Here is a 26,650-nt window from a genome sequence, read left to right as displayed (position 1 = left end):
GCTTGGCTTAGAATGAAACGTTAGACTCAAGAATTACATTGCTGTAAGGCTTGCACTCACCGGTTCTAACTACAGCCACACTTTTTACGGTTCCAGCCTTGAAAACCTCATGAGGAACCTCTACGACCTCAACGCCGTTCTTTTGTGCCCATGAAGTAATCTTCTCATAAAACACAGGATTCTGAGTCTTAGACTCTGAGGCAATAGTTACCTTCTGGAACTTGGCTTCAGCATCAACCACATCAAAAACATCAAAAAAGCCTGGAACACCGTAGGTTACAGCCAGATCAATTCTCTGAACTCCACGAGGAACTGGAAGCCCGCAGTCACCGATGGTTAGCGTATCAAAATGTCCAAGTTTGGAAATCACATATGACAGTTCAGAATTCAAGCATCCGATTTTCTTCACTTTTAGTATCCTTATAGTTTTTCTGTTAAAACTTCCTGACCGGCTTTCTTAATAAACTCCAGCACATCCTTTGCTCTTGGAATAGATGGGGTTGCGCCCTTAACCTGTACGGCCAGAGCAGAAGCAGCGGTTGCACATTTGATTGCCAGAGCACGGTTCATATCAGTAGCAATATTGGTTATCAGGTAACCCAGGAAGGTATCACCTGCGGCTGTGGTATCAACGGCATTAACCTTGAAAGCTTTGCAGGAAATAGGCTTTTCACCTACCTCTCTTAGGATTGAACCTCTTGAACCTAAAGTCAGGACAAAGGAGGTCTTAGGGAACTTCTCACAGAGCTTATCGAGCAGTACATATGGATCTGTATCATCAGGCATGTCTGCCATGGCTGCGCCTTCAATCTCGTTAACAATCAGATATGCGCATTTTTCTAAAGGCAGCTTTAAAAGCTCGGTTGTGAAAGGAGAAACATTGAAGCAGACCTTCATTCCTTTTTCATAGGCCTTTTCAATCATATATCTGATATTGCTGGTTTCATTCTGCAGAACCATGAAATCACCGGCCTCAAAATTGGCAAGAGTACTGTCGATATCAGCCTCAGAAATTGTCTGATTAGCACCACCAAAGAGGATAATGCAGTTCTGACCGTTGGAATCAACCTGGATAATTGTATGACCTGAAGGGCAGTCTCTCTTTGCGATATTGGAGAAATCAATCTTATCCTCAGCAAGAACATCAGTCAGGATCTTAGAATCATCCTTACCAACTGCTCCTGCATGATATACATTTCCTCCGGCACGAGCCAGAGCTACAGACTGATTCAAACCTTTTCCGCCGGCAAAGATACTTCTGTTGGTTGAAGATAAGGTCTCGCCTGCCTTAACAAAATGAGGCACATCATAGACATAATCTATATTTAATGAGCCGTAATTTAAAATTTTTGCCATTTCTTTCCCCGCGACTATTTCTGTTGTTGAGGTTTATCCGTTCGTTATTATTCTCATAAGCGATGCTCATATCTATTCACAAATAATAGTATTATCAGCTTATAAAAGAAATATTTACAATCATCTGTTGTGAGTTCTAACACAAACAAAAACCAAGATTTTTGTTCAAAATTCCGATTATCCTTATCAATAATCAGAATTTCCTAAGATTATCAAGTATAATACGCAGTCGAAAATACAGAATAAATGACAGATACACACAGTTTTGCTATTAGCTGTATGCCTAATGCATTAGATACTGTTTTTTTAAATTACCCAGTTTTAACTAGGACAGCAGGAATAACTCTGTGCTGTCGTTATGACTCATAAAAATGAGGTAAAAATGAGCTTTAAGAACCTTTTGGAAAATTTCGGTGAAACCCCAATTGATCGCGTAGAGGCTGCTATCAGTGCCTTAAAGCGTGGTCGTGGAATTCTTGTTGTAGATAACGAGGACAGAGAGAACGAAGGCGATCTTATCTACGCTGCAGAAACTGTAACCGATGCTCAGATGGCATTCATGATCCGTGAGTGTTCAGGTATTGTCTGCGTATGTATCGAAGAAGAGCAGGCTAAGAGAATGAATCTGCCAATGATGGTTAAGAACAACACCTCTGTATACGGTACCGCATTTACCATTTCAGTTGATGCTGCAAAGGGGGTTACCACCGGCGTAAGCGCACCTGATCGCGTAAAGGCAATCAAGGCTGTTATCAATCCAGAAGGAAAGCCAGAGGATCTGGCAAGCCCTGGACATATGTTCCCTCTTGTTGCCAAGAAGGGTGGCGTTCTAGAGCGTGACGGTCATACCGAGGCTTCTGTAGATCTTGCAAGACTTGCAGGTTTAGCCCCAGCAGGTATTCTCTGCGAGCTATGCGCTCCAGACGGACTGATGGCAAAACTTCCACGTGTTACCCAGTTTGCCCTCGAGCATGATTTAACCTGTCTTTCAATTGAAGATCTGATTGCATATCGTAAGGCAAAGAACGTTTAATAAAAGGCGGCGTCAGCTTTCTGGTTTGACGCCCTTTTTGTATGTGGAGTGGTTGCCATAATGAGAGCTACAGATAATCACAAACTAGGCTGTACCTGCTTCGGAAATCCTGATGCACAACCTCTTGTTATCACTCCTGGCTGGGCCACTGATCATAATTTTCTCTTACCCTTCGTAGAACTATTCAAAGATTACAATCTAATCCTTGTAGATATGCCTGGCTACGGTAAATCTAAAGATCTTGCCAGATTTGCTACAGATCTTAGACACGGAGCAAACCTTATTCTGAATACCGTTCCTGACGACTGTATTCTACTGTCCTGGTCGCTAAGTACGCTTGCAGCTGCCAGAGCCTGTGCCACCGATAAAGAAGGAAAAATCAAAAAATTCATCACCCTTTGCGGAACTCCCAGGTTCCCTGCTGATCCATACTGGCCAGGTTTCGACTATAAGTACGTACTCAAATGCTTAAACCTGTTTGATGAAGGAAAGAATCTTCGTAATATCAAACTGTTCTTTAAACTTCAGACTCAAAGTCATCTTCTGAATAAAGAACAGAGTTCCTTTCTTATGGACTGCTATGAGAAAATGGGAGAGATTGAAACCCAGGTGCTCAAAGAGGGTCTTATGAATATGGCTCAAACCGACTATAGAGAGGCCATGCATTCTCTTAAAATCCCTTGTCTGCATATCTTTGGCGGCAAAGATCGCCTGGTTAAACCAGAACTGTCCAAAAAACTTAATCTTCCCCCTTTCCATCAGTGCTGTGTTCTGGAGAATTCAGCCCATGCACCATTCCTAACTGAGCCAGGCTTACTGAAAACAGTAATAACATCTTTTATAGAAAAAAACTAATTATCTGAATCAGTTAAAAATTTTCTTCTAAATTTTTAATTAAAAAATACCGATAACATATGTAAGCGGGAGATCTTATTAATTTTTGGAAGATAAAAATGGACGTTGCCACCAGTACCATCTCAAACCTAGGAATAGCAAATATTCCTCATGCGGCACAGGAAGCCCGCAGAGATAGTATTGCCCGCGAAACTATTCCTCAGATCAGTCACATTTCCAAAAGTCTGAACAGCCAGGCAACCGCTCAGGGTAATGCTCAACTTGCACCTGCAAATGCAAATCTCTACATTCAGGCAGATACTCTTATCAAAGCTGGTCAGGAAAAAAAGGGTATCAGCCGTAAACAGACCAAAGGCAAAATTCAGAATGAAGAGCAGACTGAGAATGCGTCTGAAGCTAAGAAGTCAGCCTCATCAGTTTCAACCTTATCTGGTAACAGCCTAAATCAGAAAGTTTCTGATCCTGCAGCTATCAAGGCTGCACTAGGTGGTGCCTTTGGGGCTACCGGCGCCTCCTATTCCAAGGAAGCAGAGGACAGGCGAGGAAAGGGTGAAGGATTCTCTTCAAAGGTTATTGCCGATACCTACAACAACATTGTTCCTGATTTTTCAAAAGGTCAGCAGCTGGATGTGGAAGGTTAAACAGAATTAAACAAGGAATAAGGTGGTTCAGAAGTGAACCACTTTTTTTGAGATTAATGAACAAGAGTTTTAAGATATTCCTGCTCGATTTTCTTCTGATCTTCCTCTGAAATCTCTTCAATCTGTACATCTTCATTATCATCTGAAGAAAGAGAATTCTCAACAATCGGCATATCTTCAAACCAGTCAGGTTTAGTGTAGGAAATCTTATTAACAAACCAGGTCTTCTTGCCTAAAGGAGTCTGAACTACAGCTTCATCATCCACACTCTTGCCAAGCAGAGCTCTTGCCATTGGAGCATCAACTGAAATGCAGTTGGAGCGTCCGAAGATTTCATCTGAGCCTACAATATGGATCTGCATCAGGTTATCACCTTCCTCGGACTCGATTTCTACGTAAGCACCAAAGAAAACACGACCTTCCTGCTGCTTGTTGTACTCAATAACCTGCAGATCATTCAGACAGTGGCGCAGATAGCGAATTCTTCTGTCAATCTGACCTAAAAGTCTCTTGTTGTAGTGATAGTCAGCATTCTCTGAACGGTCGCCAAGACTTGCTGCCCAGCTAACCTTCTGAGTAATTTCAGGACGCTTTACTTCCCAAAGATAATCTAATTCCTTGTGAAGCTGTTCAAAACCTTCTCTCGTTATAAATGGCTTGCCCATATTGAACCTCAAAAAAAAAGACCCGGCGCATTTACCGGGTCGTCTTTCAGTTTAATACCAAAAGTCAGATTATAGCTGAGGACCAGCCTTTACTAACTCTGGGTTTAACTTAGCAAACTTGCCGAAGTTCTTGATGAAACGCTCAGCTAAGTCCTTAGCCTTAACATCCCAGTCAGCAGGATTTGCATAGGTGTCACGTGGATCTAAGATCTTAGGATCAACACCTGGTAGAGCTGTTGGAACCTTGAATGAGAACATTGGGATGGTCTTGGTCTCAGCCTTATCGATTGAACCGTCTAGGATTGCATCGATAATACCACGGGTATCCTTAATTGAGATACGCTTGCCGGTACCATTCCAGCCAGTATTTACTAAGTAAGCCTTAGCGCCTGACTTCTTCATACGCTCAACAAGAACTTCTGCGTACTTGGTTGGAGGTAATGATAAGAATGCAGCACCGAAGCATGATGAGAAGGTTGGGGTTGGCTCAGTAATACCACGCTCGGTACCTGCTAACTTAGCAGTGAAGCCTGATAGGAAGTAGTACTGGGTCTGGCCTTCGTCTAGGATTGATACTGGAGGTAATACACCGAATGCGTCAGCTGATAAGAAGATTACGCGCTTAGCAGCAGGGCCCTTTGAAATTGGCTTAACGATGTTGGTGATGTGGTTGATTGGGTAAGAAACACGAGTGTTCTCGGTTACTGACTTATCAGCGAAGTCGATCTTACCGTTAGCATCAACAGTTACGTTCTCTAATAGAGCGTTACGCTTGATTGCGTTCCAGATGTCTGGCTCGTTTTCCTTAGATAGGTTGATAACCTTTGCATAGCAACCACCTTCGAAGTTGAATACGCCATCATCATCCCAACCGTGCTCGTCGTCACCGATTAGTAGACGCTTTGGATCGGTTGATAGAGTGGTCTTACCAGTTCCTGATAGACCGAAGAAAATAGCGGTATTTTCGTGGTTCATGTCAGTGTTTGCTGAGCAGTGCATTGCAGCAATACCCTTTAGAGGTAGGTAGTAGTTCATCATTGAGAACATACCCTTCTTCATCTCACCACCGTACCAGGTGTTAAGAATTAACTGCATACGCTCTGTTAGGTTGAATACAACAGCAGTCTCTGAATTTAGACCTAACTCCTTGTAGTTCTCAACCTTAGCCTTTGAAGCGTTTAGAACAACGAAGTCTGGCTTGAAGTTCTTTAGCTCTTCAGCAGTTGGACGGATGAACATATTGGTTACGAAGTGTGCCTGCCATGCAACCTCAACAACGAAACGGATTGCCATACGGGTGTTAGCGTTAGCACCGCAGAAACCGTCAACAACGTATAGTTTCTTGTTTGATAACTCTTTACCAGCTAAGTCCTTTAAAACTTTCCATGACTCAGTTGATAGTGGCTTGTTGTCGTTCTTGAACTCATCAGTGGTCCACCAGAAGTTAGCCTCTGAAGAAGCATCCTTAACGATGAACTTGTCCTTTGGTGAACGACCAGTGTAAACGCCGGTCATAACGTTAACAGCGTTTAACTCTGTATCCTGACCCTTATCAAAACCAGTTAAACCAGCTTTGGTTTCTTCAGCATATAGGGTTTCGTATGAAGGGTTGTGTACGATTTCGGTAGCAGAACTGATACCGTATTTAGCTAAATCAAGCTCGTCGAATAAGCTCATTTTTTTCTCCAAGTGTTATCTGAGAATAACTCAGGTTTTTGATAGGTTACAAATACGATTTTAGCAGTAAAAAGAAAACTTGTGCATATTTTTTATTAATTATTCGATCATTAATTATCATTTTTGAAAAAAATTTTATTTTTCAAAGCTGAAAAACTATGGCGCCAACACGATCTGATCATGCTCTAAAAATCGATTGGGCCTAGATTTAACCGTATCAGCAGATAATTCTGCTGAAATAAAATTTTATGTTATGCCTGTTTTTATCCAGGCATGACAAAGTTCCAAGGTTATTCACTAACTTTGGCTTTGCTCTTTCAAAATTTGATTCAAGATTAAAGCTATTTCTTCGCTTTGATTTTCTTTCTGGTCCTTGCGAACTTCCCTAATGGAGTATCGTCGTCGATACTGGATTGAAAACCATTGTTCTCCAAATCATCAGGAACATCATTTCCTGTCGGTTCAGGCTGTTTGTAAAAGAGACCGATGAATCTTTCGTCATTCTCTATTTGAGACATATCCTGAGTAAAGAAGGCTTTTAAGAACATAAATCCTACTTCAGCATCCTGTGCCACAATCTGTAAAGATTTAAATGACCATGGTTTCCCCTGATAATAAGGCACATTGTCTCTGATATAACTTAGTACGTTGCAAGCAAGCTTGGTACAGGCAGTGCTGTTAGTAATGTAATCCTTATTTCTCAAAGGAAGAGCATCCTGACGGAATACAACATCAATTACCCAGTGTCTGGCTTCAATTCCCCATCTTTGGAGAATAATATCAAGCATGGTTTCAGCGAACTTTTCATCAAGTCCATCTGGAACAATTGAGCTGATGAAATATCTATCTTCATCCTGCAGTGTTACATCTGAACTTTTGAAGTGTCTGACTGTTCTTACTCTGATGACAGAATGAACATCAGCCCATTTCTTTCTGAGTTCAGTCCTTACAGCATGTTTCATCTCAAGGATATCTATCTGCTTGGTCTCAATTCTGCCGTGCTCATCAAGAACTCTGGTTGCAGACAGAACCTCATGTTTGTATTTACCATTGTCGACAAATTCAAATGCGGTTCTGACATCCTCCTCAAGAGTGGACTGATTGGATTTTAGTCCTACAACACAGTCTGCATTAACATCTACAACAGCAGATACTGTTCCTGGCCTTGTATTGAGAGAATCCCATGTAAGAATAGTATTTCTAAGGATGACCTTTTTAAGCATGCAAAGGATAGCTTCCGCTTCATGGTTTTTCTTATCTACTATGGTCTGACTTAAGGTTAAACCATAGGTTGATGAATAAAGGCTGACAACGTCATAGCCACCATGCTTACGTTCATCATTGCCATTCTTACTCTGTCTGGTACCTCTGATGTTCTGTCCATCTGCAGCAACAATCTCTCTGTCCTGTAAGGCTATTGAGCCAATAGGTTTATCAGAATTATCTCTGTGAGTTACAAAGTAATCCGTCAGAAACTTTACCAGTTCATTGGAATCAATAATACTTATAACCCTTCGGATAGTCTGCTCAGATGCGACTTCATCACCTAATCCATAGATTAACTGCTGAAGTTCCTTTACATGCTTTTTCCAGAACAACACCTGCTCATGACTGTTTTCATATCCAGATAATCTTGCTAACAGCACCACAGTAGCTATTACATACAGAGGATAAACAATCCTCTCTGGATTACGCGGATCACTGAGATTAAGCTCGATTATTCTTTGAAGAAAAGAGGCTCCATCTAGAACATTATCGGAAGAAGATACTTCATTTGACATAATTACTATTCTTATCAATCGGTTACTTTAGATTTCAGAGTTAAGAATATTAATTATTCAACAAAACTTTTGATCTTTGGATCACATTTTGAAAGAGCAAAATCAGTAGGCTAACTAACTGATTAATTTATATTAATTTTGTACGCCGTCACTTTTGAGTTTTGTGATAAGCTTCAAATGGTGTTGGCGCCATACTGAAAAACATTGTCATAACCCCCATCTATGTTAAATGGTATAATGCACAGGTTCGCTGATTCTATGTGGCATAAATGCCCTTCAGGCATTGGCTGAACCTTCCACGCCACAAGGTGGTTGCGCTTCTTTATAAAGATTGATAAAGAAGAAAAAAGACTTTGTATTAATGCAAATACAGCATCACGCCAATTGATCACTTTTGGCAATTTCTTTAGCTTAGATTTTTATTTATAGGTTTTTATGAGCAAAATCAGCGTTAGTGAGAAAGCACAGGAATACTTCCTGAACATTATCAGCAAACAGAAAATGGAAGGCCTTGCTATTCGTCTTACTGCAACTAATGTAGGAACCCCTGGTGTTCAGTGCGGTATTCTGTACTGCCCTAAAGAGTACATCACCTCTAATGATGAACACTTTCAGATGAAGGGCTTTGAAATCGTTATTGACAGTTCAGTTTCAGAATACCTGGATGGTTCTGTTATCGACTTAACCAAAAATGAGGAAGATGGCGAAGATCTATTGACCTTCCATGCTCCTAACTTAAACAAGCAGGATCTGCCTCCTGATGCAACCCTGTTCGACAGATTAAAGAGATTCATCGATGTTACCGTAAGCCCATCACTGGCATCTCACGGCGGTGCAGTTTCATTAGTTGATGTAACTGAAGACGGTGTTGTTAAGGTTAAATTCACCGGTGGCTGTCTAGGCTGCTCAATGGTCGGCATTACCTTAAAGGAAGGTATTCAGACTCAGCTGAATCAGGCATTCCCTGGCCAGATTAAAGATGTTGTTGATGTAACCGAACATGAGGTTACCGACGAGACCTACGGTTAATAAACAAAAAAGGTTCCAGCCTTTTGGAGAGGAACCTTGTTTGATTACCAGAATAAGGCTGAAGAAATGCAGCTTTATTTTTTTGCTATCTAGTTTATTTCCTTCAGTACATACAGGTGAGCAGCAAAGTCGCTGTCGCACTTGTCCTTGACCTGCTCCCCATGGCTGAAGCCAGGGGATTCAATACCGCCCGATAAAACTCTTGAGAATATACTCGTCTAAACCTTTTCTCGCTGATCTTCAACTCGTTTGGTCTTCTTCTCACTGCGGGCAAGTGTTCCTGCAGGGACAATTGCAACCTTTGGAGTTACACCAAATTTAGATTTTACCAGCTTTGAGATTCTGCGTGCTGTTTCAGCAAAATCCACTCTGCCTTCAGCTTCAGCGGTAACATGCAGAACGTCACGGCGAGTTTCAACATCCTTACCAAGGATAATACGATACTCACTGCCAACACCGTCAACCATTCCCAAAATACTTTCAATCTGACTTGGGAACATGTTGACACCGTGGATCTTGAACATGTCATCGCTTCTGCCGGTGATAACATCAAGACGAGGGTAATCACGTCCACAGGCACATTTACCAGGGATAATTCTTGAAAGATCGTGTGTTCTAAATCGTAGCAGCGGAGCTCCTTCCTTTACAAGAGTTGTAATAACGATTTCTCCACTCTTACCGTCTTCCACACGCTCACCAGTTACAGGATCAATGATTTCGATATAGACGTAATCGTCAAAATAATGCATGCCGCTGTTTTGTTCACAACTGATGCCGATACCAGGACCGTAAATCTCTGTAAGGCCATAGATGTCATAAAGCTCAATACCCAGGCTGTTCCTGATTGTATTACGCATCTTGTCACTCCAGCGCTCAGAGCCGATTACACCTTTCTTTAAGAAAATCTGGTCCTTAAGACCTCGTCTGGAGATTTCCTCAGAGAGAAGCAAGGCATATGATGAAGTGGCACAGATTACGGTTGACTTTAAGTCAATCATCATCTGAAGCTGCTTTTCGGTATTACCAGGACCCATAGGAATAGCCATAGCACCAAGTTTCTCACAGCCTGCCTGAAAACCAATACCTGCAGTCCACAGACCATAACCAGGAGTGATCTGAATTCGGTCATGACTGGTAATTCCTGCAATTTCATAACAGCGACAGAACATGGTAGCCCAGTCCTCTACATCTTTTGCAGTGTAAGGTATAATCACAGGCTTTCCTGTAGTACCAGATGAGGAGTGAATTCTGACTACCTCCCTGTCTTCTACAGCCTGAATACCAAGTGGATAGGCAAAGCGCAGATCCTCCTTTGAGGAGAAAGGAATTCTGTCAAAATCCTCCTGACAGGAACAGCCAGTTAATCCCAATTCCCGATATTTTTGACCATAGAAACTGTCTGTTTTTATAAGTCTTTTTATCTGTCTGTCTACCAGCTCAAGTTGTCTTTCATTCAGCAGCATTTTTTAATCCTATTTCATAACCTGCATTAAAAACTTCTTTATTGATTGCCACAAATTTCTCTTTGACAAGTTTTTCAATCTGAGATTCGATGCTTTGAGCACTCACTCCAAGCACATCCATGCCGGAGGCTACTCCAAGAATCAGAATATTAAAGTATTTAACCGAACCGAATTTTTTTATAAGCTCATCTGAGCTTACGGTTGCATGTCTTATTTTCTGCGAACTTAAAAAAGTAAATATAGCTTTCTCATTATAGGAGCCACCTTTTAAGGAAACTGTCACAGGAGGAATAGGATGGGAATTTAAAATCACACAGCCATTTGCAGTTAAATATTTTAAACATCCTGCTGCTTCGCCAGGCTCAAAGGCTAAAATCAAATCAGCTCTACCTTCTGGGATCAGTGGAGAAAAAACCTCATCTCCGACTCTCACATGACTTACGACACTTCCGCCTCGCTGTGCCATACCTATGGTTTCGGCGGAGTGAACGGTATGACCTTCACTCATAAAGGCAGAAGCCAGAATTCTTGATGAAAGTACTGTGCCCTGACCACCGACACCACAGATTAGAATATTCTTATTCATGATGTATTCTCTCTATTGCTTTATGTGGACACAGCTGAGCACATAGAGTACAGCCAACGCACAAACTTTCATCTATCACTACCTTATCGTTTTTAAGACTCATAGCAGGACAGCCTAATTTATTGATGCAGATATTGCAGTTGCTGCACTTATCCATTACTCTGCATTTATCCTTGAGTTTTACAATGGAAATACATGGAGCTCTAAAGATAATCGCCTTGACTCCATCTACTTTCATGCATTCCTTAACAGCAGCCACTGAAGCCTTCAGATCATGCGGATTGACTGTCATAACCTTCTTAACCCCAATACCCTTTAAAACCGATTCTATGTCAATCTTATCCACATAGTTTCCCTGAAGATTGAAACCGGTTCCTGGATGTGGCTGATGTCCTGTCATCGCGGTTGTCGCATTATCAAGGATACAGACAGTGATATCAGCCTCGTTGTAGACAGCGTTAACAATGCCACTGATACCGGAGGCAAAAAAAGTGGAGTCTCCGATGAATGCAAAGGATTTTGCCTCCTTGTCAAGATGATTAAATCCCTGTGCCATAGTAATACCTGCGCCCATACACAGACAGGTGTCAACCATATCAAGAGGCAACGCATTACCCAGGGTATAGCAGCCAATATCTCCACACAGATAGGTTTTCTTTCTGCCTGTGGCAACTTTCACCGCATAGAAGGAGCCGCGGTGTGGGCATCCGGCACATAAAACAGGAGGTCTTTGAGGAGGATCCGGAATTTTTTCCGTAAAGGAGATCCCTTCAGACTTATCATTACGACCTAAAAACTTATTGAGAATGGACTGAACTTTATTAACTCCAAGCTCTCCTGAATGAGGAACATCACCTGTAAGCTTGCCTTTAATTCTGATTTTAAGCTGATGTTCGCCACATAGTTTTAAAAGCTCCTCCTCAAGAAAAGGACTTAACTCTTCAAAACAGATTAGCTCATCAACCCCATTTAACGCTTCTAAAAGGAATCTCTTTGGAAGTGGGAAGGCACTGGCAATACCGATAACCTTAAGATCCAGATTAGAGGTACATTCTCTGACATAGGCAAGAGAAATTCCTGAAGCCAGCACCGCCTTGCAGCTTTTCTTACTGTCTTTTATGATTCGGTTATAACCATATGTGGACAAATCCTCTGCAATGACAGGTAAACGCTCCTCAATCAGGCGGTGATTGTTGTATGAGAGTTTAGGAAAAATAACCCACTTTGAACTGTCCTTTTCAAAACCGGAAGGCTCTTTAGCCTCGTAATTTTCATCGAAACTTATAGAGGCATAACCGTGACAGACTCTGGTAGTCGGTCTTAGAATCACGGGGGTGTGATATTTTTCTGAGAGCACAAAGGCATCTTTGACCATGTCAAAGGCCTCCTCCGGAGAGGATGGATCAAGGACAGGAATTCTACAGAAAGAGGCAAAACGCCTGGTATCCTGCTCTGTCTGTGAGGATATAGGTCCGGGATCATCTGCAACCACAATCACCATACCGCCCCTGACTCCCACATAGGCAAGACTCATCAGAGGGTCAGAGGCTACATTAAGACCAACCTGTTTCATAGTGACCATAGTACGGGCTCCGGCATAGGCAGCAGCTGCTGCTACCTCCATAGCGGCTTTCTCGTTTACTGACCACTCAAGGTGCACCCCCTTATGAGGAACCTTACAGATGGTTTCAATAATTTCAGTAGAGGGAGTGCCAGGATATCCTGCCACCAGCTTCACACCAGAACACAATGCCCCTATAGCAATGGCACTGTTGCCCATTACATATTCTTTTTTCACAGACAGTTAAATCTCATATTTAGGATACTTTCTGTCATTATATTTAATAGGCATTGAAAGCATAAATAATAAGTAGGATTGCACTAAAATGAAGAGGCATGTAGCTGTGTTGTACAACTTATAGCGAAGATAACAGTCTTTAAGCGGATATGCAGAAGATTAAACCAATTCAGAAGCTAAATCCAGCTCTTGAAATAAATCAGCTTGTTTGCGATTCTACCTAAGTAAAATCTAATCTCAATCACGTATTCTTTGCATGTCCTAAAAAAATTAATATGATGTTTATCAGATACAAAAGACAGGAGATTATTCTGTGAGCTCGATCATATCTTTACCTTTGGTTTATTTTGTATTAGGATCTGCATCCAACGCACTGTTCCTGTTTGGACTTACCAGCGAGAACTCGCGACACAACATGTATAAACTTGTTTTTGCAGCAATAGGTATTGCATTTTATATCTGGGCAATCAAAAATTAGGGAAACCAATGACAAAATACAACGTTGTTAAAATTATGAGAGGCGAAATCATGTATCTGGGCTATGGTGAAAACTGGATGAGCTCACCTGCAGGTGCAAAGGAATTCTGTGAAGCAACTGCACAGAAAATCGCCCTAAACTATAACCGTCAATTCTGTGATTTAGGCGGTGAACACTACAACTACATCCGAGTTAAGGCAGCTTAACTCTATCTATATCGTGTGCTATTTATTAATAGCTCACGACATTAATATTCTCTTCAACTCTATCTTTATATATTGTTATTTCTTGTTTTCAGCTGAAAACTCATTTTATTCAATGAGTCTTCTGCAGAATAAGAAAACAATAATTCCTATCAAGAGATATCGTTAATAAAAAGGAATAGCAGAGAGAGAAATAATGCCTCTGTACGAGGCATTCATTATTCTGATTTCAGAGAACGGCCTAAAAGAGACATGGCAGCATCGAGTCCAGATTTGCCGTTGTATATAATTTCATATACCTCATGGCAGATAGGCATCTGGACACCTTTCTTTTCACAAAGATTGCGAACAACCTTACTCATGGTATAGCCTTCAACAACCTGACCAATCTTATCTAAGGCAGCCTGACAGCTTAATCCCTGCCCTAATAGGAAACCGAATCTTCTGTTTCTGGACTGATTATCTGTACAGGTTAAGATAAGATCCCCCAAACCAGACAATCCCATAAAAGATTTCTCTGTAGCACCGAAGGCAAGACCAAGTCTTGTCATTTCAGCAAGACCTCTTGAAATCAGAGCTGTTCTGGCATTGGCGCCAAAACCTAGTCCATCGGAAAGACCTGCTCCGATAGCAATAACGTTTTTAATGGCACCACCAAGCTGCATTCCCAGAAGATCCGAATTCTCATAAATACGGAAAGTCTTGGTATGCATAAGTTCAATAAAATCTTTTATAAAATCACTGTTGGTACCTGCAGCAGCAATTGCTGTAGGAAGACCTTTTGCAAGTTCAACCGCAAAGGTTGGTCCTGAAAGAGCCGCCATTGGAACATCAGATCCAAGAACATCGGAAGCAACCTCACTTAGAAGCTTTCCTGTATTCAGATCCATTCCTTTTGTAGCCCAGGCGATTCTGTGCTCAGGAGTAATATACTGCTTGATCTGAGTTAGCACGTCAGCAAAGGTATGGGAGGGAACTACTACGAGAATAGTTCTGCAACTGGACATTACCTCCTCTAGAGAAGAAGTAACTGTAAGTGTTTCCTCAAATCGGATACCAGGAAGATATTTGGCGTTTTCTCTTGAGGTCTGAAGAAGTTTCGCGGTCTCAGGCTTTCTGCACCACAACATCACAGGAAGTCCCTTTGATGCTGTAGACTGAGCAAGTGCGGTTCCATAGGAACCGGCACCTATAACACCTAAAGCGCTGTTAAAACTGCCCATAGTGATTAAGCTTGTGGAGCCTGTTCTGAATCAGCACCGTTAGCTACATCTGACTTTGCAGCTGCAGCGGCAGCAGCTTCCTGCTGACGAGAGCGGTACATAGCCTCGAAATTAATTGGACGTAAAGTTAATGGAGGGAAGGTTGCCTTGTTAACAAGAGTTGAAATATGCTCACGAGCATATGGGAACAGGATGTTAGGAGCAACACCGCTTAACAGATAATCAAGAGTAGCCTCATCAACATTCTTGATTAAGAATAAACCGGCCTGGTGAACTTCACAGATAAAGGCAACTTCCTCACCTAGCTTGCAGGTGGCGGTTACTCTTAAGTCAACCTCATAGGTTTCCTCGTTCAGCTTCATTGGCTTAGCCTCGAAATCAATCTTGATCTCTGGCTTCCACTCCTTTGAGAAAATCTGTGGAATATTAGGAGTCTCTAAAGAACAGTCCTTTGAGTATAGACGCAGAATATCAAAAGCTGGCTGGTTCTGCTGTGAAGTAGCGTTATCTGACATTTTTATTTCCTTATGAATTAATTATTAGTTTTTAGTTGATAATGGAAGGTTGTCCATTGCCCACTGAGCAATACCGCCTTCTAAAGAATAAACCTTGGTATACCCCTGCTTCTTTAAAGAAACAGCTGCATTGAAACAGTCTGAATCCATCTTGTCCTTTCCAACAAGAACAACAGGCTTGTCTTTGTAGCTTTCAATACGGTTTAATTTACCCTGTTTGATATCAACAAGCACGATATTAATAGCACCTGTGATATGACCTTTGTTAAACAGACTTGCAGGTCTTACGTCAACATATACACCGTTTTCATGATTAACCATTGCAGTTGCAACGTTTGAATTTAACTTCTGAATACGTGCAAGCATGATGCGAACCTGAGTGTAGATTAATCCTGCTAAAACAGCGATAAATACAAAAACCATCAAGGTGTGACGCTCGGCGAAAGCTAAAAGTTCCTGAAAATCAACAGATGAGAAAAAATCTCCCACAACAACACCTCTTTTTTGTTTAATAAAAAAATTTAATTCCCGATTTTACCATATTTAAACCGACGCAAAAAACACCTTAATCACATTTAGAACCGCTAACAGCAAGGTCGTTTACTCTTTTAAACAGATTTGTTCTTTCTTCTGCATAAAAAGCTAGTCTGCATCATAATAATTATGAATAAATAATTTCTTAATTTATAAGCATTTTCTTTAATATTTGCGCTTAATTTTCACTTATTTAGAATATTTCCACAAAAGACGTTAAAAATTCACGAAAACACGCTAAAATAGCATAAGTTTTATAACCTGTCGTGTACGGTGGTTAAACGCAGTTCACGATTATTTTTAAAAAGAGAAGTAAAGTATGGCAAACAAGAAACCACTTGCCCTGATTATCATGGATGGTTGGGGAGATAATCCAGTTAAAGAGTTCAACGCAGTTGAAGCAGGTAAGACTCCAGTTCTAGACAGTCTGGTTGCTAACTATGCAAATACTGACATTCAGGCTTCAGGTATTGATGTTGGTCTACCTGACGGTCAGATGGGTAACTCAGAAGTTGGTCATACCAACATCGGTGCAGGTCGTATCGTTTATCAGGAATTAACCAGAATCGGTAAGGCTATTGCTGATGGTGATTTTTTTGAGAACAAGACTTTATGTGAAGCTGTTGATGCAGCTGTAAAGGCTGACAAAGCTGTTCACATCATGGGTCTGATGTCACCAGGTGGTGTTCACTCTCACCAGGACCACATTGTTGCAATGATCAAGCTTGCAGCAAAGCGTGGCGCTAAGAAGATCTACTTCCACGCATTCACAGACGGACGTGACGTAGCACCTCGTTCTGCTCTTGAGTACGTAAAGGTTATCGAGAATACTTTCAAGGAAGTTGGTGTAGGTAAGGTTGCAACTATTGTTGGCCGTTACTATGCAATGGATAGAGATAACCGCTGGGATCGTGTACAGCAGGCTTATGATCTTCTGACACAGGGCAAGAGCGAGTTCGCTTCATTTGCCTCAGCTGAAGCTGCAATCCAGGCAGCTTACGACCGCGATGAGAACGATGAGTTCATCAAGGCTTCAGTAATCGGTGACAAAGCTCCTGTGACCGATGGTGATTCACTGATTTTCATGAACTTCCGTGCAGACCGCGCTCGTCAGATTACCCGTTCATTCGTTAACACTGACTTCGACGGCTTCAAGCGTGAAGTTACTCCTAAACTGGCAAGCTTCGTAATGCTTACCCAGTACGCTGCAGACATCAAGACTGCATGTGCATTCCCACCAGCAGACTTAACCAACACTCTTGGTGAGTGGCTGTCTAAGAAGGGTATGACTCAGCTACGTATTTCAGAGACTGAGAAGTATGCTCACGTAACCTTCTTCTTCAACGGTGGTGTTGAGACTGTATTCCCAGGCGAAGACAGAATTCTGATCCAGAGCCCTAAGGTTGCTACCTATGATCTACAGCCAGAGATGAGCTCAAAAGAACTTACCGACAAGCTATGTGAGGCTATCGAGTCAGGCAAGTACGACATGATCATCTGTAACTACCCTAACGGTGATATGGTTGGTCACACTGGTGTATTTGAGGCTGCTGTTAAGGCAGTTGAGGCTGTTGACAGCTGCATCGGTCGTGTTATCGAGTCATTAAAGAAGGTTGACGGTGAGTGCTTAATCACTGCTGACCACGGTAACTGTGAGAGAATGAAGGATCTTGAGAAGAACATTCCTTACACTGCTCACACCAATCTGCCAGTTCCATTCATTTACTATGGCAGAAAGGCAACCATGCGTAAGGACGGCAGACTATCTGACATCGCTCCTACCATGTTATATCTGAAGGGAATGGAAATTCCTGCAGAGATGACTGGTAAGTCAATCGTAAAATTAGACGAAGAATAATCTAGATTATTTCAGATGTGAATGGGGCAATTGCCCCATTTTTTTTTACAATAAATTTATATTTCAATAAATATATTTTTGATTGCTATCATATTGATTCTTACAGAAGATTAATAATTTTTTTAACTGTTTTTTTTCAGGTAAAAATTTAGATGTGAAATAAGATCAGAAACGTTGATATAAAAGTAATCTAGACATATAATAGAAACAAGGCAGAGGAATTGGCGTTCCTCCACCTTGCAGCAGTTCTACTTTACCAAACTGACGTTGACCAGAGCAGTAAAATTAGAACAATGCTAACGATTATTAAGGTTTTCATAGATATTCCTTAATAAAAAGTTGAACATTCAGTTCTACTGACTACTAAGAGCCATGCCAGTGGTTCTTAGTAGGTAGAACCACCTAGTCGAAGTTCTTCGACATATTCAAATTATATCATATCTAACGTAATTATCATATTGATTTTAAAGCGTTTTACTGTTTTTTTATTACGCAAACTGCATACCTTGTATCGTAACTGTTAGGATATATTTGCTAGAAAGTATACCTGGCGCCAAGAGAAAACACGCTCTTATCTATTCTCTTTGAGTATTTCTTCGCACCAAAGTCTGACTTATGATCAGAACCTGCATTAAAGCCAGCCTCTGACCAGATACTGAAGTTTGGATTAAGTTTGTACTTTAATAGCAGAGGAATTCTCTTTATCTTATGAGTTTCTGCTTTATTTTCTTCAAAGGCAGCCACTTCATAACCGGTTAAAACTGATACACCACTATCAAAGGCATAACCGAAAGAAAGCTCATACACCTTAATCAGCAGCCAGTCATTAGGCTTAAAGTTTAGCCTGCCATAATCATACAAGGCTGCAACATAAAAGCCTGAACTTATATTTCCCCAGGCAATAGAGGCTGCTGCATGTTTAAAGTTTACAAAGGCTCTGGTTGTTATATCGTTCCCAGTCTGCCCTTTTATATAACTGTAGCCGGTACGAAAAGATAAAGGACCAAACCATACATCATCAAAGGTATAACCTAAGGCAGAACTGAAGCCTGAGTCTATATCCCAGCTGTCTTTGTACTTGCTGCCAAAATTGTGAAACTTATTCTTCACAACAGACACGCGATCCTGTGCAGTCTGTAAGCCTAACTGACCATGAAAGCCATAGTTGTCATAGGTATACATAAACTGGCCGAGACGACGGGAGTGATTAAAGTGTCCCTGTACTGTACCGGAAGCCTGCTCATAATGATCCACAACACTTTCTGCGTAGTAGGAGGCATCATGGAATTTACCGGCAGTCAGCACACCGAATCTACCAAAATCGGCCCCTACGTACTGATCACGAGCTTTACTGCCTGAACCATTACCGCTGCTGTTCATATCCCACTGTGCATATGCAAGAGCTGAGAACCATTTGTTGATTCTTACCTTTCCTCGTAAACCGAAACGGGAAGAATTATGAATGGAGGAATCATGATCACCGGCCAGATTATAGTTATTGTTATAGAAAACAGACTGAACTCTGCCATTAATTGCCAGTGAAGTACCATGTCGGTTATAAACAGTGGCAGCTTCTGCAGAAATAACTGCAGTCACTAAGGCTAGAGCTAATAGTGAGTATTTAGTAATGGTATCTGCTCTCATTCTCTGCGTTCCGATGTATATGCCGAAAACAGCTATCAGCTAAGACAAATATAGTAGGCAGATCCTGCTCTGTAAAGAAATGAGGCAAGGTAAATGGCATTCCTAGAAAAAGGAAAACCATTTAATAAGATACATTAGAAGAGATTCTTCTTTTTAAGATCGTAGAAGCCCCAGAGAATACCAATCACAACACCGCCCAGGTGACACAGATTGGCAATACCGCTGAAAAGGAATCCTAAAAGAATAAAGATGATACTTACAGTTAAAAGACCTCTTGGGATCATAAAGGAATCAGGGAGATCTTCGCGTTTTGACAGCACACCGCAGTAACCGATAATTCCGTAAACCACGCCTGACAGTCCTCCAAAATATCCATAATTATCAGTCATAAAGCAGTACTGAAGGACATTTGAGAGCAGGGCAATACTGATTATCAGAGAGAACAGCTTAGTCTTGCCAAAGGTTTTCTCGATTGGTCTTCCCAAAGCTTCAAACATCACCAGATTAAAGGCAATATGCATAAAACCAAAATGCACAAAGGCAGGAGTAAGCAGACGATAATAATCTGTAACAGAACTGAAGACATCCTGTCTTGATAAGGCAAAAGTCTGAATTACCCAGGACTCATCAAACAGAGAAATGACATACAGAGCGATACAGATAAGCTCTACAATGGTAGTCAGGGAGGTAATATCAAAGGCCATTGGCAGATACATAGAGGATTTAATCTCCTTAATGTTTCTGACAGTCTTACCCTGCTCCCATGAGGCTTTGGTAAAAGAACTGTCAAAAGGAGAACCGGCAAATCTTAGAACTTCCCTTTTGGCTCTGGCCATATCCAGTTCGTTGGTTACGAACACACCATAGTGACCAGAGTAGCTTTCCTTGATTTTAGCCTTAATACCAATGGAATTTAAATGGTCTACAAAACCTAAGGCCTTCTCCCTTGGAAGAAGGCAAACTTCATAGGTAAAGTCGTCAACTATTTCGAATTCAGCCATTTCAGATACTCAGCAACACCTTGGGCAACAGTCTTGAACTCGATATCACAGCCGGCATTACGCAGCTTGGTCAGATCGGCCTGAGTAAAGCTCTGATAGTGTCCCTTCAGATGTTCTGGGAATGGAATGAACTCAACCTCACCATGACCATGGTGCTTGATAACAGCCTTGGCAATATTCAGGAATGGTTCAGCACGACCGGTACCGCAGTTATAGATTCCAGATGGACCTTTGTGCTCGTAGAACCACAGGTTAACCTCGGCAACGTCACCAACATAAACGAAATCACGCAGCTGACCGCCATTCTCATAGCCGTCAATGCCCTCAAACAGTTTTGGATTCTCACCTGCCAGCATCTGGGTGTTCAGATGGAAGGCTACTGATGCCATTGAACCCTTGTGACTCTCACGTGGACCGTAAACATTGAAATAACGCAGACCTACAACCTGAGAATTAATCTTTGGCAGTCTTGCTCTTACGTATTCATCAAACAGGAACTTTGAATAGCCGTAAACATTCAGCGGACCTTCATTGCTTCTGTCTTCAACGAAAACATTGCCGTCACCGTAGGTTGATGCAGATGAGGCAAAGAAGAAAGGAATTCTGTGAGCAGTTGCAAACTCAAAAAGGTTTACGGTGTACTCATAGTTATTCTTCATGATGTACTTGCCGTTCCACTCGGTAGTAGCAGAGCAGGCTCCCTCATGGAAGATAGCCTGAATATTCTTGCATCCGTATTTGGAATCAAATGCCTTCTCATCAAGTACCAGCTTCATGAAGTCTTCTTTATCCATGTAGTCGGCAATATCAAGATCGGTAAGATTCATGAACTTATGGCCGTTGGTTAAATTATCAACAACCAGAATATCCTTAATACCACGATCATTTAAATGTTTTACGATATTTGAGCCAATAAAGCCGCATCCACCAGTTACGATAATCATAATAATTCCTTAAAACTTAATAGATAGGGACATTATAAAGCAACAGAGTTAGAAAACACATTGCTGTGTACAATTAATCAGGACAATATACTGATATATGCACTGAAAAATCATGATTTAAAAGGCCGACATAGGCTACAATAGTAGGAGAAGAACACAAAGACTCTTCAAAAAAAGAACCATTTTATCTTTCACCATTTTTTTTCATAAGGTGAAATAGGCCACCTGTTATAGGATTTATTGCCTACAAAACATATAGTTAGCAATTATTAAACAGAGTTATGACTTTAAATACCCACAAAAATTACCTGATTATCTCACCTTCATGGCTTGGAGATCTGATTATGTCTCAGAGCCTTTACAAAGTTCTAAAAGAGCAGGATCCTGAGTGCACCATTGATATCTATGCACCAGCCTATACCTTGCCTATACTGGACAGAATGCCTGAGCTGTCAGGAAAATTCATCAATCCTTTTGAACATGGAGCTTTCAATTTAAAACAGAGATATGCTGAGGGTAAAAAGTTCCGAGATAACCATTACGACTCTGTATTCATACTGCCCAACTCTCTAAAATCGGCCTTTGTTGGTTTCTTTGCCAAAATTCCTGACAGACGTGGCTTTAAGGGAGAATCCAGATATATTCTTATTAACAATATGCGCACCAACAAGCAGGACTTTCCTCTGATGGTTCAGCGCTATGTTGCCCTTGCCTTTGACAGAAACGAGGTAAAGACTGCCAATGATTTACCTAAATTTGCCTATCCAAAGCTTGAAACCAGACCTCTTGATGAGAAAAGAGTCTCTGAGCTTGGGCTGGATTTTTCAAAGAAGAACCTAATCCTAGGCTGCGGAGCTAATTACGGTCCGTCAAAGCTCTGGCCTGTCGAGTATTTTGCTGAAATCTCAATGTGGTGGATTAAACAGGGTGGTCGAGTAATCGGTATCGGCTCTAAAAAAGATATTCCTACTGTTGCAAAAATCTATGAGAATTTATCTGTGGACACAAAACCTTTCTTCACAGACATAGCAGGCAAGACCAATCTTACCGAGGCACTTGATATCGTTGGAAGTTCAACAGCTGCAGTATGTAATGATTCAGGTCTGATGCACACAGTAGCAGCTGCTGACATACCACAGGTATGTATTTTCGGTTCAACCTCAACCAATTACACACCACCTCTGTCGGACAAGGCTATATGTGTAGAGTCAGATGAACCATGTCATCCTTGCTTTAAGAGAACCTGTAAATTCGAAACCTATGCCTGCCTGAAGAAGCTTACTCCTCAGATGGTGATAGAGAAGCTTGAACAGCTTCTATCTCTTTAATTAAGGCTGTTTTTATGATTAAAAAATACGCAGATTTCATCAATAATCACCACGCCAGCCTTGTTTATCAAATCAACACCGAGCTTGACATTCAAATGGAAGAGCTCCGAAAAGAATTTATCCGGCAGATAAACTATTATCTGACACCTGATATGCCTGTCCATTATGAAGAAGATCACACTTACGATCCTCCATATGACTGTTCTGGTGAGCTTGTTAAAGCAGGTCAAATCTCTCCGGAGATAACTGTAAAAGAATTCCTCGAAGAAGAATACGATGGCAACACTCATGCTTCATACTGCAGCGGATGTGGCTTTTTTCATGATACATACAGTGAAGATCTACAAAGTTTTACGCTTGAATATGGCATTAGTCTTATGCACGACAAAATACGAGAAAATATTAACAAGGAATTCAAGGTAACAATATCAGACGAAGAGTTTGATGAACTCTATGATGAAATGGGATGCTTCGATGATATATACGATGACACCAGGATTAATGAGTTTTTCTTCCCTGAAATCGTCGCTCAAATGTGCGGCATAGATAATTTAAAGCTCTCTGAAGTTATTGAATTAGCCAAAAAAGAAGATGATTTTATTGTCGTTGATGAGTCTGTATAGCCCCAGATTGTAAGCTGAAGAAATAATAATCCGTTATATTAAGAATATATTAGCTCTGTTGTAGAGGAGTATTGATATACAAATCTGTAACTAAAGCTTAGTCTTAGCAAACTTTACTGTATACAGTAAATTGAGCTACGTTATGGAAGAATATATAGTTACGTCAGAATGTTCTACCTAGTTCTGACCTCTAAGGTCTATGATTAAACAGTTTTCACTGAAAACAGTGTTGTAGACAACAAACCTTTCAATAACATTGACGAAGGTAGCATTTTACAGTTTTGCAGGATCTGGCTTACAGCAAAAAACTGCAGCTTTTTAAAAGGATTAAATTATGGTTTATGTTCTAAATTGCAAAGGTGTACCAATCATGCCGACTACTCGGCATGGTATGGTAAGACGTTTGCTCAGAGAACATAAAGCAAAGGTAGTTAAAAGATGTCCATTTACAATTCAGCTTAGTTATGAGTGTGCAAACATTACCCAACTTATCACTCTAGGTGTAGACACAGGATATGAAAATGTTGGTATTTCTGCATGTACTGAGAAAAAGGTTCTCTTTGAAGCTAAAGCTAAAATCAGAACCGACATTGTAAAGCTCTTGTCTGCAAGAAAAGAGGCAAGACGTACTCGTAGAAATAGAAAGACAAGATATCGCAAAGCTCGGTTTCTAAACCGAGGTATTGCAAATGGTTGGCTACCTCCATCTATCAGAGCTAAAGTAGAATCTCATTTGAGATTAGTTGCAAAAGCTCACGAAATCTTGCCTATAGGTAAAATTGTCGTAGAGATTGCAAGTTTTGATATTCAGAAAATCAAGAATCCAGAGATCAAATGTGCTGAGTATCAGCAAGGTGATCAATTAGGATTCAAGAATGTAAAAGCTTATGTCTTAGCTAGAGACGGATGCACTTGTAGATGTTGCAATGGTAAGTCTAAAGACAAAGTTTTGCGAGTTCACCATCTTGAATCAAGATTAATAGGTGGTGATGCTCCTAATAATTTGGTTACTTTGTGTGATTCGTGTCACACGAAATTTCACAAAGGTTTGATCTCTTTAGATGATATTAAAAGAGGAAAATCTTTCAAAGCTGAAACATTCATGGGATTGATGCGGAATTTCTTTTTCAAAGAACTTTGCAATAAATATCCATGTGTTAAATGCACTTATGGTTACATAACCAAGCATTTGAGAGAGAAATATCATTTAAAGAAAGATCATCATGTTGATGCTCGGTGCATTTGCGGTGTACCGCAAGCTTTACCAAGTGACGTCTATCTGATGAAAAAAGTAAGATGTCATAATCGACAGATTCATAAGTTTACTACTTTAAAAGGTGGTCGAAGAAAGTTGAACCAAGCACCGTATACGGTGAAAGGTTTCAGACTTTTCGACAAGGTTAAAGTTGGTGATCGAGTTGGATTTATTTTTGGAAGAAGAACAAGTGGGGCGTTTGATATACGCACCGTGTACGGTGAACGTATCAATGGTTCAATAAGTTATAAGAAGCTTCAATTAATTGAAACTAGAAAAATTTGGTTAATTGAAAAATGTTAAATCAATACAATTCTACAACAGAACGAATATATTATGAAATTATCATCCCGTTTAGCCCTATGTATTTATAAGTCTGCTACCCTGCTTGCAGCTCCATTAGGAGCAGTATTTCTTGCCTATAAAAAGCGACGTGATCCTCCTTACGGCAGAAGAATATTTGAGCTGCTTGGATATTACAGGGAGACCGAGAAAAGCTGTATCTGGTTTCACGGAGCTTCAGTGGGTGAAATCAACGCGCTCAAACCTTTCATTATTGAATTCAGAAGAAATCATCCAAACGACAGGATTGTCATAACCACCATGACCACCACCGGGGCAAAGGCCGCATCTTCTCTTGAGAACGTGCTGGTTAAGTTTTCACCTCTGGACAGTCCCCTTGCCGTTTCACGATTCTTTAAGCACTTTAATCCTGAGGCCCTGATCATCATTGATACTGAACTGTGGCCAAACATGCTGGATATAGCAGCAAAAAGAAAATGTCCGGTAATGATCATCAATGCCAGAATGCAGGAGAAGAACTGTCAGAAGTACCTCAAGCACAAGGCTCTGGTACAGGATCTGATTGGCTCCAAGCTCTCCAAGGTAATGTGCATCTCCTATGCTGACAAGGACCGTTTTGAGAAGATCGGAGTACCAGCCAAGAATACAGTGGTAACAGGAAACATCAAATATGATCTCAAACCAAGAGAAAGGATGTTTGAGGATTCCAAGAAGATCAGGCGCAAGATCTTAAGCGACAATGTATTTGGAGCAATCAGTATCCACGACGGCGAAGAGGAAGCCATAGTCAACGCATATATTGAGGCCAGAAAGACTATTCCTGATCTGAAGATGGTGTTTGTTCCAAGACATCAGACTGTTACAGATAGTGTCTGCAGTTATCTGAATGATAAAGGCATCTCCTTTGCGCTTAAGAGCGAACTGAAGAGTATTACCCTGTTCAATGCTGATGTTATGGTTGGCGATACCATGGGCGAGATTGAAACCTATTTCGGTCTGTGTGATCTCATCTTCATGGGAGGAAGTCTTGTAGATATAGGCGGACATAATCCTTTAGAGCCAGCCTATTTCAGTCTGCCACTGCTTACAGGACCTATTTACAGAAACTTTGAGGAGCAGTTTGAAAAGCTGCTTGATACAGGTGGATGCTTTGTCGCCGAAGATGAACATAAGCTTGCGCTTTACATCATCAAACTGCTTTCAGACAGAAATCTACTGCAGAATACAGGGGTAATGGCTCTGGACGTGCAGCAACAGGGCAAAGGAGCACTAAACAGAACCATCGAACAGCTGGATCTGATGCTGTTCAAGAATTAAGAGGCTATAGATTTAAGCCACTCGATATACTCTCTGGCTCTCTGTCCAATCACGTCGGCGGTTACAATTTCAGTATCATTGATTCCGTAGGTAATAAAACTGCCGACATAATCCACACGACACATTTCAAAGGCATGCAGAATGTTGGCAAGATAATCTTCAACCTTGCGATGATGTCTGCCTGAAGCTGTATATGCAGCCTCCTCACTTCCACAGGAAACACAAAGACCAATCTTTTTGTTCTCAAGATGATAGGCATCCTTAAAGGCCCAGTTTGAGGTCAGTACCTTATCAAACCATTCCTTCATTTTTGGAGGGCAGTTAAACCAGTAGAAAGGGAACTGAAGAACAATGGTACCGTTATTCTCGAGTACACAGTGCTCTTTTGAGGCATCAAGTACACCTGTAGGATAGCAACTCTGAAGATTATGGATGAGAATCTCCTCAGGATATTTTCGCATTTCATCGACAAATCTGCGGTTAACATTTGACTGACTGAAGTTTGGATGATCTACGATAACTACTGTTTTCTTGTCCATA

At 41.0% G+C, this 26,650-nt stretch carries 25 protein-coding genes and 1 pseudogene; 11 read left to right on the top strand and 15 right to left on the bottom strand.

The window, feature by feature from the left end; all coding sequences use genetic code 11:
• Positions 1 to 7: 7 nt before the first annotated feature.
• The gene (rbsD, locus tag QZU45_RS02840) at positions 8 to 409 is read right to left on the bottom strand and encodes a D-ribose pyranase (RefSeq protein ID WP_074838436.1); all 402 of its coding nucleotides are present in this window, start codon (positions 407 to 409) and stop codon (positions 8 to 10) included.
• Positions 410 to 420: 11 nt separating this feature from the next.
• Positions 421 to 1,356 (bottom strand): ribokinase, encoded by a 936-nt coding sequence (locus tag QZU45_RS02835; RefSeq protein WP_295001207.1) that lies wholly within the window; start codon positions 1,354 to 1,356, stop codon positions 421 to 423.
• 382 nt (positions 1,357 to 1,738) lie between these two features.
• Between QZU45_RS02835 and ribB the strand changes: the two genes are divergently transcribed.
• The 3 genes from ribB (at position 1,739) to QZU45_RS02820 (ending at position 3,885) form a co-directional block, all read left to right on the top strand.
• Positions 1,739 to 2,389 (top strand): 3,4-dihydroxy-2-butanone-4-phosphate synthase, encoded by a 651-nt coding sequence (gene ribB, locus QZU45_RS02830; protein ID WP_295001209.1) that lies wholly within the window; start codon positions 1,739 to 1,741, stop codon positions 2,387 to 2,389.
• 60 nt (positions 2,390 to 2,449) lie between these two features.
• Positions 2,450 to 3,244 carry an alpha/beta fold hydrolase gene (locus QZU45_RS02825; RefSeq protein ID WP_295351324.1) on the top strand — a complete coding sequence of 265 codons (795 nt, stop codon included), beginning with the start codon at positions 2,450 to 2,452 and terminating at the stop codon, positions 3,242 to 3,244.
• Positions 3,245 to 3,342: 98 nt separating this feature from the next.
• Positions 3,343 to 3,885 carry a hypothetical protein gene (locus QZU45_RS02820; RefSeq protein ID WP_295001212.1) on the top strand — a complete coding sequence of 181 codons (543 nt, stop codon included), beginning with the start codon at positions 3,343 to 3,345 and terminating at the stop codon, positions 3,883 to 3,885.
• 191 nt (positions 3,886 to 4,076) lie between these two features.
• Here QZU45_RS02820 and greB read toward each other — a convergent pair.
• The 3 genes and pseudogenes from greB to QZU45_RS02805 form a co-directional block, all read right to left on the bottom strand.
• Positions 4,077 to 4,550 (bottom strand): annotated as a pseudogene (gene greB / locus QZU45_RS02815) (transcription elongation factor GreB); the annotation flags it as partial.
• 69 nt (positions 4,551 to 4,619) lie between these two features.
• On the bottom strand, positions 4,620 to 6,227 hold the full coding sequence (pckA, locus tag QZU45_RS02810; protein WP_295351321.1) for a phosphoenolpyruvate carboxykinase (ATP): 1,608 nt from the start codon (positions 6,225 to 6,227) through the stop codon (positions 4,620 to 4,622).
• 341 nt (positions 6,228 to 6,568) lie between these two features.
• Positions 6,569 to 8,008, bottom strand: coding sequence for an ISAs1 family transposase (locus tag QZU45_RS02805; RefSeq protein WP_295351318.1), 1,440 nt, complete (start codon positions 8,006 to 8,008; stop codon positions 6,569 to 6,571).
• Positions 8,009 to 8,443: 435 nt separating this feature from the next.
• Here QZU45_RS02805 and QZU45_RS02800 point away from each other — a divergent pair, with 435 nt between their 5' ends.
• Positions 8,444 to 9,037 carry a NifU family protein gene (locus QZU45_RS02800; RefSeq protein WP_031491942.1) on the top strand — a complete coding sequence of 198 codons (594 nt, stop codon included), beginning with the start codon at positions 8,444 to 8,446 and terminating at the stop codon, positions 9,035 to 9,037.
• A 218-nt stretch (positions 9,038 to 9,255) separates the two neighbouring features.
• Here QZU45_RS02800 and QZU45_RS02795 read toward each other — a convergent pair whose 3' ends face one another.
• Genes QZU45_RS02795 through iorA form a run of 3 tightly spaced genes read right to left on the bottom strand, consistent with a single transcriptional unit; the run spans position 9,256 to position 12,884 of the window.
• Positions 9,256 to 10,500, bottom strand: a complete 1,245-nt coding sequence (locus QZU45_RS02795) for a phenylacetate--CoA ligase family protein (RefSeq protein ID WP_295351314.1) — start codon at positions 10,498 to 10,500, stop codon at positions 9,256 to 9,258.
• A complete protein-coding gene (locus QZU45_RS02790) occupies positions 10,487 to 11,086 on the bottom strand; it encodes an indolepyruvate oxidoreductase subunit beta (protein WP_295351311.1) in 600 nt (199 codons plus the stop codon). The genes QZU45_RS02795 and QZU45_RS02790 overlap by 14 nt, the downstream gene beginning before the upstream one ends.
• Positions 11,079 to 12,884, bottom strand: coding sequence for an indolepyruvate ferredoxin oxidoreductase subunit alpha (iorA, locus tag QZU45_RS02785; protein WP_295351308.1), 1,806 nt, complete (start codon positions 12,882 to 12,884; stop codon positions 11,079 to 11,081). Before iorA ends, QZU45_RS02790 begins: the two co-directional genes overlap by 8 nt.
• 313 nt (positions 12,885 to 13,197) lie before the next feature.
• Between iorA and QZU45_RS02780 the strand changes: the two genes are divergently transcribed.
• Both QZU45_RS02780 and QZU45_RS02775 read left to right on the top strand, forming a co-directional pair.
• Positions 13,198 to 13,362 (top strand): hypothetical protein, encoded by a 165-nt coding sequence (locus QZU45_RS02780; RefSeq protein ID WP_295351305.1) that lies wholly within the window; start codon positions 13,198 to 13,200, stop codon positions 13,360 to 13,362.
• A gap of 8 nt (positions 13,363 to 13,370) precedes the next feature.
• On the top strand, positions 13,371 to 13,568 hold the full coding sequence (locus QZU45_RS02775; RefSeq protein ID WP_074838407.1) for a hypothetical protein: 198 nt from the start codon (positions 13,371 to 13,373) through the stop codon (positions 13,566 to 13,568).
• Between the two features lie 215 nt (positions 13,569 to 13,783).
• Here the strand turns inward: QZU45_RS02775 and gpsA are convergent, their stop codons facing one another.
• From gpsA to QZU45_RS02760, 3 genes are read right to left on the bottom strand one after another with little or no spacing between them, the layout of a single operon-like run.
• The gene (gpsA, locus tag QZU45_RS02770; RefSeq protein WP_295351302.1) at positions 13,784 to 14,788 is read right to left on the bottom strand and encodes an NAD(P)H-dependent glycerol-3-phosphate dehydrogenase; all 1,005 of its coding nucleotides are present in this window, start codon (positions 14,786 to 14,788) and stop codon (positions 13,784 to 13,786) included.
• Between the two features lie 5 nt (positions 14,789 to 14,793).
• Complete coding sequence (secB, locus tag QZU45_RS02765) at positions 14,794 to 15,303, bottom strand: protein-export chaperone SecB (protein ID WP_074838401.1); 510 nt, start codon at positions 15,301 to 15,303, stop codon at positions 14,794 to 14,796.
• Positions 15,304 to 15,327: 24 nt separating this feature from the next.
• Positions 15,328 to 15,792 carry a rhodanese-like domain-containing protein gene (locus tag QZU45_RS02760; RefSeq protein ID WP_295351299.1) on the bottom strand — a complete coding sequence of 155 codons (465 nt, stop codon included), beginning with the start codon at positions 15,790 to 15,792 and terminating at the stop codon, positions 15,328 to 15,330.
• A gap of 364 nt (positions 15,793 to 16,156) precedes the next feature.
• Between QZU45_RS02760 and gpmM the strand changes: the two genes are divergently transcribed.
• Positions 16,157 to 17,695 (top strand): 2,3-bisphosphoglycerate-independent phosphoglycerate mutase, encoded by a 1,539-nt coding sequence (gpmM, locus tag QZU45_RS02755; protein WP_295351297.1) that lies wholly within the window; start codon positions 16,157 to 16,159, stop codon positions 17,693 to 17,695.
• A 534-nt stretch (positions 17,696 to 18,229) separates the two neighbouring features.
• On the opposite strand, the gene QZU45_RS02750 is transcribed toward gpmM, so the two are convergent.
• From QZU45_RS02750 to rfaD, 3 genes are all read right to left on the bottom strand, one after another.
• Positions 18,230 to 19,339 (bottom strand): porin, encoded by a 1,110-nt coding sequence (locus QZU45_RS02750; RefSeq protein ID WP_295351294.1) that lies wholly within the window; start codon positions 19,337 to 19,339, stop codon positions 18,230 to 18,232.
• Between the two features lie 134 nt (positions 19,340 to 19,473).
• Positions 19,474 to 20,340: a rhomboid family intramembrane serine protease gene (locus QZU45_RS02745; RefSeq protein WP_295351290.1), complete on the bottom strand. Its 867-nt coding sequence runs from the start codon at positions 20,338 to 20,340 to the stop codon at positions 19,474 to 19,476.
• Entirely contained in the window at positions 20,322 to 21,284 is a 963-nt protein-coding gene (gene rfaD, locus QZU45_RS02740; RefSeq protein ID WP_295351288.1) for an ADP-glyceromanno-heptose 6-epimerase, read from the bottom strand. Before rfaD ends, QZU45_RS02745 begins: the two co-directional genes overlap by 19 nt.
• 281 nt (positions 21,285 to 21,565) lie before the next feature.
• Between rfaD and waaF the strand changes: the two genes are divergently transcribed.
• The 4 genes from waaF to QZU45_RS02720 all read left to right on the top strand — a co-directional run bounded on the left by waaF (position 21,566) and on the right by QZU45_RS02720 (position 26,110).
• Complete coding sequence (gene waaF, locus QZU45_RS02735) at positions 21,566 to 22,612, top strand: lipopolysaccharide heptosyltransferase II (RefSeq protein ID WP_295351285.1); 1,047 nt, start codon at positions 21,566 to 21,568, stop codon at positions 22,610 to 22,612.
• A 14-nt stretch (positions 22,613 to 22,626) separates the two neighbouring features.
• Complete coding sequence (locus QZU45_RS02730) at positions 22,627 to 23,235, top strand: hypothetical protein (RefSeq protein ID WP_295351281.1); 609 nt, start codon at positions 22,627 to 22,629, stop codon at positions 23,233 to 23,235.
• Between the two features lie 334 nt (positions 23,236 to 23,569).
• The gene (gene iscB, locus QZU45_RS02725; protein WP_295351278.1) at positions 23,570 to 24,793 is read left to right on the top strand and encodes an RNA-guided endonuclease IscB; all 1,224 of its coding nucleotides are present in this window, start codon (positions 23,570 to 23,572) and stop codon (positions 24,791 to 24,793) included.
• A gap of 33 nt (positions 24,794 to 24,826) precedes the next feature.
• Positions 24,827 to 26,110 (top strand): 3-deoxy-D-manno-octulosonic acid transferase, encoded by a 1,284-nt coding sequence (locus tag QZU45_RS02720; RefSeq protein WP_295351275.1) that lies wholly within the window; start codon positions 24,827 to 24,829, stop codon positions 26,108 to 26,110.
• On the opposite strand, the gene QZU45_RS02715 is transcribed toward QZU45_RS02720, so the two are convergent.
• The gene (locus QZU45_RS02715) at positions 26,107 to 26,649 is read right to left on the bottom strand and encodes an NAD(P)H-dependent oxidoreductase (protein WP_295351272.1); all 543 of its coding nucleotides are present in this window, start codon (positions 26,647 to 26,649) and stop codon (positions 26,107 to 26,109) included. The two genes, QZU45_RS02720 and QZU45_RS02715, sit on opposite strands and share 4 nt — an antisense overlap.
• Between the last annotated feature and the right edge of the window lies 1 nt (position 26,650).

Source organism: uncultured Succinivibrio sp. (assembly GCF_902756765.1).
Lineage (GTDB): Bacteria > Pseudomonadota > Gammaproteobacteria > Enterobacterales > Succinivibrionaceae > Succinivibrio.
The sequence above is the reverse complement of the archived record's forward strand: the minus strand, read 5'-3'. Positions and strand labels throughout refer to the sequence as shown.

Coding starts and splice junctions, on each gene's coding strand:
- QZU45_RS02745 (WP_295351290.1), bottom strand. CDS start 20,340: ATGGCTGAATTCGAAATAGTTGACGACTTTACCTATGAAGTTTGCCTT.
- QZU45_RS02805 (WP_295351318.1), bottom strand. CDS start 8,008: ATGTCAAATGAAGTATCTTCTTCCGATAATGTTCTAGATGGAGCCTCT.
- secB (WP_074838401.1), bottom strand. CDS start 15,303: ATGTCAGATAACGCTACTTCACAGCAGAACCAGCCAGCTTTTGATATT.
- gpsA (WP_295351302.1), bottom strand. CDS start 14,788: ATGGGCAGTTTTAACAGCGCTTTAGGTGTTATAGGTGCCGGTTCCTAT.
- QZU45_RS02795 (WP_295351314.1), bottom strand. CDS start 10,500: ATGCTGCTGAATGAAAGACAACTTGAGCTGGTAGACAGACAGATAAAA.
- gpmM (WP_295351297.1), top strand. CDS start 16,157: ATGGCAAACAAGAAACCACTTGCCCTGATTATCATGGATGGTTGGGGA.
- QZU45_RS02750 (WP_295351294.1), bottom strand. CDS start 19,339: ATGAGAGCAGATACCATTACTAAATACTCACTATTAGCTCTAGCCTTA.
- rfaD (WP_295351288.1), bottom strand. CDS start 21,284: ATGATTATCGTAACTGGTGGATGCGGCTTTATTGGCTCAAATATCGTA.
- QZU45_RS02775 (WP_074838407.1), top strand. CDS start 13,371: ATGACAAAATACAACGTTGTTAAAATTATGAGAGGCGAAATCATGTAT.
- QZU45_RS02720 (WP_295351275.1), top strand. CDS start 24,827: ATGAAATTATCATCCCGTTTAGCCCTATGTATTTATAAGTCTGCTACC.
- ribB (WP_295001209.1), top strand. CDS start 1,739: ATGAGCTTTAAGAACCTTTTGGAAAATTTCGGTGAAACCCCAATTGAT.
- QZU45_RS02835 (WP_295001207.1), bottom strand. CDS start 1,356: ATGGCAAAAATTTTAAATTACGGCTCATTAAATATAGATTATGTCTAT.
- iscB (WP_295351278.1), top strand. CDS start 23,570: ATGGTTTATGTTCTAAATTGCAAAGGTGTACCAATCATGCCGACTACT.
- QZU45_RS02730 (WP_295351281.1), top strand. CDS start 22,627: ATGATTAAAAAATACGCAGATTTCATCAATAATCACCACGCCAGCCTT.
- QZU45_RS02825 (WP_295351324.1), top strand. CDS start 2,450: ATGAGAGCTACAGATAATCACAAACTAGGCTGTACCTGCTTCGGAAAT.
- waaF (WP_295351285.1), top strand. CDS start 21,566: ATGACTTTAAATACCCACAAAAATTACCTGATTATCTCACCTTCATGG.
- QZU45_RS02790 (WP_295351311.1), bottom strand. CDS start 11,086: ATGAATAAGAATATTCTAATCTGTGGTGTCGGTGGTCAGGGCACAGTA.
- pckA (WP_295351321.1), bottom strand. CDS start 6,227: ATGAGCTTATTCGACGAGCTTGATTTAGCTAAATACGGTATCAGTTCT.
- QZU45_RS02715 (WP_295351272.1), bottom strand. CDS start 26,649: ATGGACAAGAAAACAGTAGTTATCGTAGATCATCCAAACTTCAGTCAG.
- QZU45_RS02820 (WP_295001212.1), top strand. CDS start 3,343: ATGGACGTTGCCACCAGTACCATCTCAAACCTAGGAATAGCAAATATT.
- QZU45_RS02800 (WP_031491942.1), top strand. CDS start 8,444: ATGAGCAAAATCAGCGTTAGTGAGAAAGCACAGGAATACTTCCTGAAC.